This is a genomic window from Thermanaeromonas sp. (assembly GCF_021890735.1).
GTDB lineage: Bacteria > Bacillota > DSM-521 > Neomoorellales > Neomoorellaceae > Thermanaeromonas.
The window spans coordinates 1-10705 of the sequence record NZ_JAKKUR010000057.1 but is presented as its reverse complement, the minus strand read 5'-3'; the positions used below and the strand labels follow the sequence as shown (position 1 = coordinate 10705).

Genomic DNA, 10705 nt, shown 5'->3' with positions numbered 1-10705 from the left:
TGAGGTCATGTCCGGGTGTTCCCTCTAGGCAGTGCGGCGGGAACTTTTGAAATTCTTTATCTTCAGGCGTATGGGTATCTAATGTAAAAAGGACTTCCTGTCCTTGGGCGAGAGCTTCCCTCACTTTGCTGACCACGAAGGGTACGATTTGGCGTGCCTCCGGGAAACTTAAAGCCCCCCCTTCGGCTACAAAGTCATTTTGCATATCGATTACAAATAATACTTTGCGCATACCTGTCACCTTCCCGTACCTTTCTCATTTTATTTTGTTGGCTTGTTGACTTTATTTTACCGAACGGGTGGTTGGTAAGCAATAACCTATGGTAATATAAGGATAAATAAGAAGAAAAAAGTGAGGATTAAAAGGTGAAAACCTGAAGAAAGAGAGAGGAGCGGGAGGGTTGTCCTATGGCTGAACTTTTCGATAAGAAAGCTCAAGACTATGATGATTGGTATCAGACGCCTAAGGGTAAGCTGGTGGATAAAATCGAAAAGGAAGCTATATACCAGTATCTTCAGCCTGAACCGGGGCTGGAGATTTTAGATGTGGGATGCGGGACGGGAAATCTTTCTTTAGAACTGGCCCGCATGGGGGTACGAGTTACAGGTATCGATATTTCACAACCGATGCTAGATAAAGCACGGTTTAAAGCAGAAAGGGAAGGTCTTACCGTAAAATTTGTCCTAGCCGATGCGCGGAAGCTTCCCTTCGGTGATGAAACCTTTGATGCAGTAGTATCGGTGACAGCTTTAGAGTTTGTACCGGATCTAAGGGAGGCACTGGAGGAGGCTTACCGGGTGCTCAAGCCCGGGGGCCGGCTGGTAGTGGGGGTTATAGGTGGAAACAGCGCATGGAGCAGGTATTATAAAGAAAAAGCGGTACGGGACCCGGAAAGCCTCTTCCGCCACGCACACTTTCCCACTTTAGAAGAGCTTTTGGCGGCCATGCCCGGAGAAGGAGTACAGGGCCGGGCAGTACTCTTTGTTCCACCGGACTTTGACTTTACCCAGGTAGAAGAGGCCCTGGACTTGGAAGAAAGGGCTAGGCAGCAAGGGAGGACAGACGGGGGGTTCCTCTGTGCTGTGTCTTATAAGGCCGAGTGATCGATTTTTCGGGGGTGAAAGCTGTGCTGGCTTGCCAGGTGGCTCTTTATCCTCTTGGTGTTAAAGAGTACCCCGAGATCATCAAAGACGTTTTAGCCTCCTGGTCAACTCAAGGACTCGAGGTGGAGACTAATTCCATGAGTACTATCCTCCGGGGAGAAGAGGAAGAAGTATGGCGGGCGGTGAAAGCTCTTTTTAAAGCCGCGGCTTGCCGGGGAGAAGTCGTTTTAGTAGCTACCTTCTCTAATCGTTGTGGTTGCAAAATATAAAGATAAAAAAGGAGAGCGTTTTTTAGGGAAAATACTTTATCTAATTTATCCTTTTGTGCTAAAATAAAACCAAGTGAATATAGGCCTCCGAGCCAGTGGGCCTACGGCTTAAAACTTTAAGCTATGGCTGCTGGCCTCCTGCCCTTCGGGCAGTGACGGGGTAGGCCGGGAAACGGGCCTGCCTCCCGGATTGGGAAAGGAGCCTTAAAGTCAAGGATAATAGGGCACCCATTCCGGGTGCCCTTTGATGTTTTTATTTTGAAATCTTAAAGATCCTACCTCGAGGGGGAGAATAACAATGGAGAAAAAAGAGGAAATCCTTAAAGCAGTTCGGGAGGCAGCAGAAGCCCGGGGAGGAAGGTTGCCATGTGCGGTGGCCCAGGAGCTGGCCAGAAAGCTGGATGTTCCCATGCGGGCCATTGGACAAGCAGCCAACGAACTAAAAATAAAGATAGTCCAGTGCCAGCTTGGTTGTTTCGAGTAAGGAGCGATTTCCGGGTGGGAATGCTTTATGGAATTTTTCCAGGTGGTTACCGTTGCCGAAGCACGTAAAATTCTTTCTAACCACTGGCCGCGGCTTAAGCGTAAAACCGTAGTTTGTGAGTTGACGCAAGCTTTAGGGCGGGAACTGGTCGAGGATATTGTGGCTCAGGAAAATGTTCCCGGTTTCACCCGCTCTACCGTAGATGGTTTTGCCGTGCGTTCCGGTGACACCTTCGGTGCCAGCGAGGGAGCACCTGCCCTCCTGCGTGTGATCGGAGAGGTGCCTATGGGCGCGCGGGCGGAACTGGCTTTAAACCCGGGAGAAGCCGCAGCGGTTAGCACAGGAGGCATGTTACCTCAGGGTGCGGACGCAGTAGTTATGCTGGAGCATACGGAAACCCTCCCCGGAGGGTGGATCAATGTCTTAAAACCCGTAGCCCCCAAAGAGAACGTGATGGCGGAAGGTGAGGACGTCAGGAAGGGCAGGACGGTTCTTAAAGCAGGGCGCCGCTTAAGGCCTCAGGATTTGGGAGTACTGGCCGCCCTGGGCCAGCGGGAAGTGAAGGTATGGGAACCCTGGAGGGTAGGCATTTTGGCTACCGGTAACGAGATAGTGCCTGTAGACGCACGGCCGGGTCCGGGGCAGGTCCGAGATATCAACTCTTACACCCTCTGGGGTCTAATAAGGTCCTGCGGAGCTGAGCCCAAGCTATATGGTATCGTACCCGACGACCTGGCCTGTTTGCGGGAAAAGTTATCGGAAGCCCTGGAGGAAAACCAGGTGGTGCTCCTTTCTGGGGGAAGTTCGGTAGGAACCCGCGATTTAACCCTGGACCTTTTACATCACTGGGCGCAAGACGGTGTACTCTTCCACGGGGTGTCCATCCGGCCTGGCAAGCCTACCCTCGCTGCTATCGTAAACGACAAGATAGTTTTCGGCCTTCCTGGCCATCCGGTATCGTCTATGATCTCCTTTGAACTTTTTGTGGGACCTCTTTTAAAGTACGGATGCTACCGGGACCCTGAAGAGGAACCTGCTGTGGAGGCCACCCTGGTGCGGAGCTTATCCTCTGATGCCGGGCGGGAGGATTATGTGCGGGTACGCTTAGAGCGAGGGGAGGATGGCGGGTTAGTGGCCGTGCCGCTGCCCGGAAAGTCTGGGCTTATTTCCACCATGGTACAGGCTGACGGTTTTATAAGGATACCTTTAGAAAAGGCGGGGTTAGAAGCCGGTAGCCGGGTAAAGGTAAAGCTTTTTACCTAGAAAGGCCTTTATCAGCCCAGTTAGTTAACGGCAGGAGGTTCTAAAGGCGTGGGAGAACGCAAGGTATTTTTGGACAACCGGCCTTGGCAGGAGGCCCGGGAGGAATTTATAGAAGCTTTAAGAACGGCAGGGTTTCTCCAACCTACACCGGCAGAAACAATACCCACGCAGGAAGCCCTGGGCCGGGTTACAGCAGAGGCCGTTTATGCCCTCCTTTCCTCTCCCCATTATGTAGGTGCAGCCATGGATGGTATAGCCGTACGGGCAGAGGTTACCTGGGGTGCCTCTGAGGGCTCTCCTAAGAGGCTGGCGCTGGGGAGGGAAGCTTGGTTAGTCGATACGGGTGATCCGCTACCTGAAGGTTGCAATGCAGTGATAATGCTGGAAAATATTACTTTGCTAGATGAAAACACTGTAGAAATTTATGCTCCGGCGGTACCCTGGCAGCACGTCCGGCTCCCGGGAGAAGATATTTTAGCCGGGGAAATGTTAGTACCTGCCAACCACACCTTAACTGCCTTTGATTTGGCAGCTTTCTTGAGCGCAGGGGTTGCAGAAGTAAAAGTACGTAAAAAACCGAGAGTGGCTATCTTGCCTACCGGAAGCGAGCTCGTTCCGGTAACATCTACCCCGCAGCCGGGTCAGATTCTGGAAACGAATAGTGTTATGCTGGCTTCTTTAGTCCGGCAGTGGGGGGGCGATCCCCAGGTCTTCCCCATAACGCCGGATGATTACGGCCTGCTTAAGGACCAGCTTAAGCTGGCCCTTGCGCAATCGGACATAGTAGTTATCAATGCAGGCTCTTCGGCGGGAAGGGAGGATTATACGGCCAGCCTGGTGGGTGAACTGGGCCGTGTCCTTACCCACGGTGTGGCGACCAAACCTGGTAAGCCGGTCATCCTGGGGTTAGTAGAAGGAAAGCCGGTACTGGGTGTTCCGGGGTATCCCGTTTCGGCGGCTATTTGTGCCGAGCTTTTTTTGCGCCCTTTGGTATACATGAAGCAGGGCCTTAATCCCCCGGAGCCCCTTGAGGTCCGGGCCGTGTTGGGCCGCAAGATGCCCTCCTCTTTGGGCCGGGAAGAATTTGTCCGCGTACGCCTCGCCCAGATGGGAGAAAAGCTCGTAGCCACCCCTTTAGGAAGGGGGGCAGGGAACATAAGTTCCCTGGCCCGGGCGGATGGCATTCTGCGTATCCCGCGGCTTTCTGAGGGCTATCCTGCTGGGGCCGAAGTAAGGGTGGTTCTCCTTAAGGCGTTAGAAGAAATCCGGAATACCCTGGTGATAGCCGGTAGTGACGATCCCCTCCTTTTCGTACTAGGAGATGTATTACGTAGGGCTTATCCCGCCCGGAGATTAGCCGTATCTCCGGTGGGAAGTCTCATAGGGCTTAACGCCTTACGCCGCGGTGAAGTCCACGGGGCCAGTATACACTTGTTGGACCCTGCAAGCGGTACGTATAACGTGCCCTACGTTGAGGATTACCTGCGCGGCCAGCAGGTGGTGCTGGTCAATCTAGCTTACCGGCAGAACGGCTTGATAGTTGCCCCCGGCAATCCCAAGGGTATTAAAAGTTTAAAGGATCTGGGGAGGAAAGATATAACCTTTATCAACAGGCAGCCCGGCTCGGGTACCCGAGTGCTCCTGGAACATCATTTAAGACTTCAGGAGCTAGATGTAAAGGATATTCAGGGTTATGAACATGAAGAAACTACCCACCTGGGTGTAGCGGACAGGGTGGCCCGCGGCCTGGCGGATGTGGGTTTGGGAATTTATGCTGCGGCGAAGGCCTACCAGCTTGAGTTTATACCGGTGGCAGTAGAGCGTCTCGATCTCTGTTTTTTGCGCGAGCAATGGGAAACCCTTTTAGTTCAAGATTTGATTAAGGTTATGGCTTCGGAAGAATTTCGTAGGGCGGCCGGGCGCCTGCCGGGGTACGACCTCAAAGATTGCGGTCAGGTAGTATGGAAGAACTTTTAAGTTATAAAGCCATAAAGAGACGGGGGCAAGAGCAAGAAGGGGGGAAGGGCGGTGGAGGATGCTTTTGGCCGCCGCATAACCTACTTGCGTATATCTGTTACAGACCGCTGCAACCTCAGGTGCCGGTATTGCATGCCGGAGGAAGGAGTACGTCTTAAAAGCCATGAGGATATTTTACGGTTAGAGGAAATCGTGAGGCTGGTACAGGCTGCCGTCCAGGTGGGGATTAAGAAGATCCGCCTCACTGGTGGCGAACCTTTAATCAGGAAAAACCTTGTTTCCCTGGTCCGACAGTTGTCGAGCTTGCCGGGAGTAGAAGAGATTTGTTTAACTACCAATGGACAGCTTTTGGAACGCCTCGCCCTTCCCCTGAAGGAGGCGGGTTTAAAAAGGGTAAACATAAGCCTAGATACCTTGCAGCCTGACCGCTACAGTTTTATTACCCGGGGTGGAAGTATCGAGGCCGTCTGGCGGGGTATCCGAGCTGCCTTAGAGGCCGATTTGGTTCCTGTAAAATTGAATGTGGTGGTAATGCGCGGCTTTAACGAGGATGAAATTTTAGACTTTGCCTCCTTGACTTTGCGGGAGCCTTTACATGTGCGGTTTATAGAGCTTATGCCCATCGGGGCGGCAGACGGGGCCGACTTTGGGTATATTTCCCTGCAAGAGGTCTGGGAAAGACTGGCATCTAAGTTTAAATTGGAACGGGTGCAGGACTTACCCGGAAATGGGCCGGCCAGGAGCTTTCGGGTTGCCGGCGGCGTGGGGTCTTTAGGTTTTATAGGAGCGATAAGCGAGCACTTTTGCAACCGGTGCAACCGCTTGAGGCTTACGGCGGACGGGAAACTCCGCCCCTGCCTTTACTGGCAGGTGGAAGTTGATGTGAAAACTCCCTTGAGGGCGGGGGCTTCTATAGTGGAGCTGGCTGGACTTTTTCGACAAGCCATACGGTTAAAGCCCCGGGGGCACCGTTTAGAAGCAGGTTGGAGCCAGGAAAGGCTTATGTGCCAGATAGGAGGCTGATGGGATGCTCTGCAGGCAGGGCACTTCGGAGGTGGACCAGGCTTTAACTCACCTAGATTCCCGCGGCCAGGCGCGTATGGTGGATGTAGGAGGCAAGCCCGTTACCGAGCGCCAGGCTATAGCCCGTGGCAGGGTAGTGATGAGCCCTTCTACTTTGCACCTTATCTTAGAAGGTGGAAGCTCTAAAGGAGATGTACTGGCCGTAGCCCGGGTGGCGGGGATTATGGCTGCTAAAAGGACCGGTGAGCTTATTCCTTTATGCCATCCCTTGAATTTAACTTATGCCGGTATAGATTTTCGTCCGCACCCGGATGAGGGGATTTTAGAAATAGAGGCCAGGGTTAAAACGTCGGGCCAAACCGGGGTGGAAATGGAAGCCCTGACCGCGGTAAGCGTTGCGGCTCTGACCATCTACGACATGTGCAAAGCTGTAGACCGGGGAATGGTCATAACCGACATCCGCTTAGTAGAAAAAAGCGGGGGGCGAAGCGGGGTTTGGCAGCGAGAAGGTGAAGAGAGGTGGGAGCCAAGGTAGTTGTACGTAGGGTTTTTAATTTAAACTTCTTCTAGGGGGAACAACTATGGGTCGCATAGTAGCGGTATGCACAAGCCAGCGTAAAGGGGAGCGTAAAAAGAACGTAGAAAGGGGGAGGCTCATCCCTGAGCACGGGCTCGAGGGGGATGCCCATGCCGGTCCCTGGCACCGCCAGGTAAGTCTCTTAGCCTTGGAAAGTATACAGAAGATGCAGGCCAAGGGATTTAAAGTGGGGCCGGGTGATTTTGCGGAAAATCTTACCACCGAAGGGTTGGACCTTGTTCATCTTGCTCCGGGCACTAAGTTAAAGGTCGGGCCCGAGGCAGTATTGGAAGTTACCCAGATAGGTAAAGTATGCCATGAGCGCTGCGCCATCTATTACCAGGCCGGGGATTGTATAATGCCCAGGGAAGGGATCTTCGCCAGAGTATTAAAGGGTGGCCCGGTCCAGGTGGGAGACAGCATTGAGGTCCTTGAAAGACAAGGTGAGGGTTAAAACAACGAGGTGGGATGAAGGTGATCCGGGTAGCTATTCTAACAGCCAGCGATAAAGGTGCCCGGGGGGAGCGAGAGGACAAGAGCGCTGAGGTGATCAAGGAGCTTGTAGAGAGAATAGGCGGCCAGGTAGTAGCATATGCCGTGGTGCCTGATGAACGCGAGGCCATAGCGGCCAAACTGCGGGAGTTTTGCGATGAAGTGGGAGCAGATTTAATTCTTACCACGGGTGGAACAGGTTTCGGTCCACGGGATGTTACACCGGAAGCTACTAAAGAAGTGATAGAGCGGGAGGTGCCCGGGCTGCCGGAAGCCATGCGGTTGGCCGGTTTAAAGGCCACTCCCCAAGCCATGTTATCGCGCGGTGTGGCCGGAATAAGGGGAAAAAGCCTGATTATCAACCTGCCCGGAAGCCCGCGGGCAGTAAGGGAGAACCTGGAGGCGGTGCTACCTGCCTTGCCCCATGGCCTAGCAGTTTTAAAGGGAGAGGCTTATGAATGCGCGCGGCCCGATTGAGAAAAACTACAGCAAATACTTGCATTTTAACCCCAAACCTAATAAGATACTTCTTGGGGTGTTAGCACTCGCTTAAAGTGAGTGCTAAGGCTTAGCAATCCGCAAGCTAAAATAAAAGAGGGAGGTAAAGGGATATGGCCTTTAAGCCGCTGGGTGACCGTGTATTGGTAAAAGTTATAGAAGCGGAAGAAAAGACCAAAGGAGGCATCGTTTTACCGGATACGGCTAAAGAAAAGCCCCAGCAAGGAGAGGTCTTAGCAGTAGGTCCGGGAAGGGTTCTGGAGAACGGGCAACGCCTGCCCATGGAGGTTAAAAAAGGAGATAAGGTTATCTTCGCTAAATATGCCGGGACAGAGGTCAAAGAGGGAGAAGAAAAATACCTCCTGATAAGTGAGAGGGACATTTTGGCGGTGGTCGAGTAAAAAAGAGATAAAACTTAGCCCAATTGGATACATATATAAAAATGGGCCCCGCGGGTAGAGGCGGGGCTTTTTTGTGATAGTGTAAGCAGGAAGGAAAGGGAAAGTGTCGAAAGATAGTTTAAGCTGATTTCAGGCCGGAGATGAAGAGGATGTCGTTATGGATAGGAGAAGTGGTGGCCAATTTTCTTGTAGCTCCCGACATCTATCGTATGAGATTGAGGGTTGATATAGAGGAACCCGGGCCGGGACAGTTTGTACACTTGCGGTGCGGCTTAAGGTACGATCCTCTTTTACGGCGCCCGTTAAGTATCCACGATTTCGATATGGATAAGGGAGAAATAGAGCTTCTTTATCGTGTAGTAGGCAAGGGCACGGCGTGGCTTGCTGCCAGGGTACCCGGGGATAAAGTCTCCGGGCTAGGTCCTTTAGGGCGGGGATTTATACTGCCTTCAGGTAAAACATTGGCTTTAGTGGCAGGAGGAATAGGTTTTGCCCCTTTGTTTTTTTTGGCCCGGAAGGCTTTAGCCTTGGGGAACCGGGTAATCTTTTACCTGGGTGTAAGGAGCCGTGAGCACCTATTAAGACAGAAGGACTTGGCGGAGTTCGGTGTACAGTTGGAAATAGCTACCGAAGACGGTAGCGCGGGCTTTCCCGGGCTAGTTACAGACCTTTTGGCAGCCCATCTGAGAAACCTCCGGTTTGACGGTATCTTTGCCTGCGGGCCGAAGAATATGCTGGCTGCGGTAGCCGGGCTCGCCGCGACCTACTCCATACCTGCCCAGGTTTCCTTGGAAGAGCATATGGCTTGCGGATTGGGTGCCTGCCGCGGATGTGCCGTACCTGTGTACAGGGAGGACGGGAATGTGACTTATGAAAACGTTTGTTCGGAAGGCCCTGTGTTTCCCGCCCACCGCGTGGTCTGGAAGCCTTCTTGGAGGTAAGCTGCTGTGATGGAAAAAGGCGAAGATAAAGCCCATCCATACCCTAACCTCACCGTGGAGTTGGCAGGGCTCAAATTGCAGAACCCCGTGATGCCCGCTTCAGGGACTTTCGGCTTTGGCGAAGAATATTCCCGTTATGTGGATTTAAATGCCCTGGGCGCTCTGGTTACCAAAAGCATCACCTTGGAGCCGAGGCTCGGTAATCTTCCCCCGCGCGTTGTAGAGACTCCTGCGGGGCTACTTAACTCCATAGGATTACAAAACCCGGGCTTAGAAGTTTTTATCCGGGAGAAGATGCCCTTCTTAAGGCGTTTTAAGCCGCCCGTTATTGTAAATATTGCTGGCAGCACCGTGGAAGAATATGCCGAACTGGCCCGGCGTTTAGAAAAGGTTCCGGGAGTAGCCGCTTTAGAAGTAAATATTTCTTGTCCTAACGTTAAGGAGGGAGGGATGGCCTTCGGAAGCGACCCCCAGCAGGCCGCACGGGTAATAAAAGCGGTCCGGCAGGCTACCTCCCTTCCCGTTATTGCCAAGCTCACCCCTAACGTTACGGACATTGTAGCTGTGGCCCAGGCCGTGGAGGAGGCGGGAGCCGATGCCGTATCGTTGATAAATACCTTAACCGGTATGGCAGTGGACTGGGAGAAAAGGAGGCCGGTTCTGGGTAACATAGTGGGGGGCTTGAGCGGACCTGCCATCAAGCCTGTAGCTCTCTATGCTGTTTGGAGGGTAGCTAGAGCGGTAAGAGTGCCTGTGATAGGCATGGGAGGCATAATGAGTGCCAGGGATGCGCTGGAATTCCTTCTGGTAGGTGCCCGGGCCGTGGCGGTGGGGACGGCCAACCTGGTATCCCCCCGGTCTATGCTAGAGATAATCCACGGTTTAAAGGAGTATTTGAGGGAACACAATATCGACGACATAAACGAAATAATTGGCGGGTTAGAGGTACCTTTTCCTCTTTAATCTTTTATCCAGACCTAATTTTTTAGGCCAATTTAAGATAGGGATGTTAATCCCTTGGATAAATTTTTAGAGGAGGGTAAAATCAAACTTATATGCTTGGACCGGAAGAGATAATGGACATTTTTAGTCGCACTGGCGTACTTTGGGAAGGACATTTTATTTTAAGTTCCGGGCTTCATGCCGGCCGGTACCTTCAGTGTGCAAGGGTTTTACAATACCCGGAGGAGGCTTCGAAACTCTGTGCCGCGCTAGCCGAATATTTTAATGGACAAGGGATTACGGCGGTGGTAGGACCTGCTACTGGGGCCATCATTATTGCTTACGAGGTAGCCAGAATTTTACGGGCCCGCGCCCTTTTTACGGAAAGGGAAGGAGGGAAAATGACCCTCCGGAGAGGGTTCTTTCTTGAACCTAAAGATAAAGTCCTGGTCGTAGAGGATGTGATTACCACCGGAGGTTCGGTCAGGGAAGTAATAGAAGTGGTCAAAGAGTGGGGAGCTGATCCCGTAGGAGTCGGGGCCTTTGTAGACCGTAGCGGGGGAAAAGTAGATCTGGGATTGCCCTTAAAGGTTTTATTGAGTATGGAAATTGAAAATTACAGGCCGGAAGAATGCCCCCTATGCCGCCAGGGTCTACCTGCCATAAAACCGGGAAGTAGGGACAGGAGTTCCCCTTGAGAAGGCAGGCTAGCCTGAGCAAGAAAGCAAACAGAT

Annotated in this window: 14 protein-coding genes and 1 riboswitch; of the genes, 13 read left to right on the top strand and 1 reads right to left on the bottom strand. The window is 52.5% G+C overall.

The genetic code is table 11. From position 1 onward, the window contains the following. Window positions 1-232: cysteine hydrolase family protein (locus L5656_RS08555; RefSeq protein ID WP_297201811.1), on the bottom strand; the 232-nt coding region annotated here is incomplete at its 3' end. Between the two features lie 176 nt (window positions 233-408). Between L5656_RS08555 and L5656_RS08550 the strand changes: the two genes are divergently transcribed. The 13 genes from L5656_RS08550 to pyrE all read left to right on the top strand — a co-directional run bounded on the left by L5656_RS08550 (window position 409) and on the right by pyrE (window position 10669). Further along, window positions 409-1104 (top strand): class I SAM-dependent methyltransferase, encoded by a 696-nt coding sequence (locus L5656_RS08550; protein ID WP_297201808.1) that lies wholly within the window; start codon window positions 409-411, stop codon window positions 1102-1104. 23 nt (window positions 1105-1127) lie between these two features. After that, window positions 1128-1373: a YkoF family thiamine/hydroxymethylpyrimidine-binding protein gene (locus tag L5656_RS08545; protein ID WP_297201804.1), complete on the top strand. Its 246-nt coding sequence runs from the start codon at window positions 1128-1130 to the stop codon at window positions 1371-1373. A gap of 73 nt (window positions 1374-1446) precedes the next feature. Next, window positions 1447-1591: riboswitch (molybdenum cofactor riboswitch) on the top strand. Window positions 1592-1671: 80 nt separating this feature from the next. After that, window positions 1672-1857 (top strand): hypothetical protein, encoded by a 186-nt coding sequence (locus L5656_RS08540; RefSeq protein ID WP_297201801.1) that lies wholly within the window; start codon window positions 1672-1674, stop codon window positions 1855-1857. Window positions 1858-1884: 27 nt separating this feature from the next. Next, the gene (locus L5656_RS08535) at window positions 1885-3120 is read left to right on the top strand and encodes a molybdopterin molybdotransferase MoeA (RefSeq protein ID WP_297201799.1); all 1236 of its coding nucleotides are present in this window, start codon (window positions 1885-1887) and stop codon (window positions 3118-3120) included. Between the two features lie 48 nt (window positions 3121-3168). Next, the gene (locus L5656_RS08530; protein WP_297201797.1) at window positions 3169-5097 is read left to right on the top strand and encodes a molybdopterin biosynthesis protein; all 1929 of its coding nucleotides are present in this window, start codon (window positions 3169-3171) and stop codon (window positions 5095-5097) included. A 51-nt stretch (window positions 5098-5148) separates the two neighbouring features. After that, window positions 5149-6120, top strand: a complete 972-nt coding sequence (gene moaA, locus L5656_RS08525) for a GTP 3',8-cyclase MoaA (protein WP_297201794.1) — start codon at window positions 5149-5151, stop codon at window positions 6118-6120. A gap of 4 nt (window positions 6121-6124) precedes the next feature. Next, window positions 6125-6655: a cyclic pyranopterin monophosphate synthase MoaC gene (gene moaC, locus L5656_RS08520; protein ID WP_297201791.1), complete on the top strand. Its 531-nt coding sequence runs from the start codon at window positions 6125-6127 to the stop codon at window positions 6653-6655. 46 nt (window positions 6656-6701) lie between these two features. Then, window positions 6702-7151: an MOSC domain-containing protein gene (locus L5656_RS08515; RefSeq protein ID WP_297201788.1), complete on the top strand. Its 450-nt coding sequence runs from the start codon at window positions 6702-6704 to the stop codon at window positions 7149-7151. 20 nt (window positions 7152-7171) lie between these two features. Then, complete coding sequence (locus tag L5656_RS08510; protein WP_366018164.1) at window positions 7172-7666, top strand: MogA/MoaB family molybdenum cofactor biosynthesis protein; 495 nt, start codon at window positions 7172-7174, stop codon at window positions 7664-7666. 134 nt (window positions 7667-7800) lie between these two features. Next, on the top strand, window positions 7801-8088 hold the full coding sequence (gene groES / locus L5656_RS08505; protein ID WP_297201784.1) for a co-chaperone GroES: 288 nt from the start codon (window positions 7801-7803) through the stop codon (window positions 8086-8088). A gap of 149 nt (window positions 8089-8237) precedes the next feature. Beyond that, window positions 8238-9029 carry a dihydroorotate dehydrogenase electron transfer subunit gene (locus L5656_RS08500; RefSeq protein ID WP_297201782.1) on the top strand — a complete coding sequence of 264 codons (792 nt, stop codon included), beginning with the start codon at window positions 8238-8240 and terminating at the stop codon, window positions 9027-9029. Between the two features lie 9 nt (window positions 9030-9038). Then, window positions 9039-9992, top strand: coding sequence for a dihydroorotate dehydrogenase (locus L5656_RS08495; protein ID WP_297201815.1), 954 nt, complete (start codon window positions 9039-9041; stop codon window positions 9990-9992). 92 nt (window positions 9993-10084) lie between these two features. Further along, window positions 10085-10669, top strand: coding sequence for an orotate phosphoribosyltransferase (gene pyrE, locus L5656_RS08490; RefSeq protein ID WP_297201780.1), 585 nt, complete (start codon window positions 10085-10087; stop codon window positions 10667-10669). The last annotated feature ends 36 nt before the right edge of the window (window positions 10670-10705 follow it).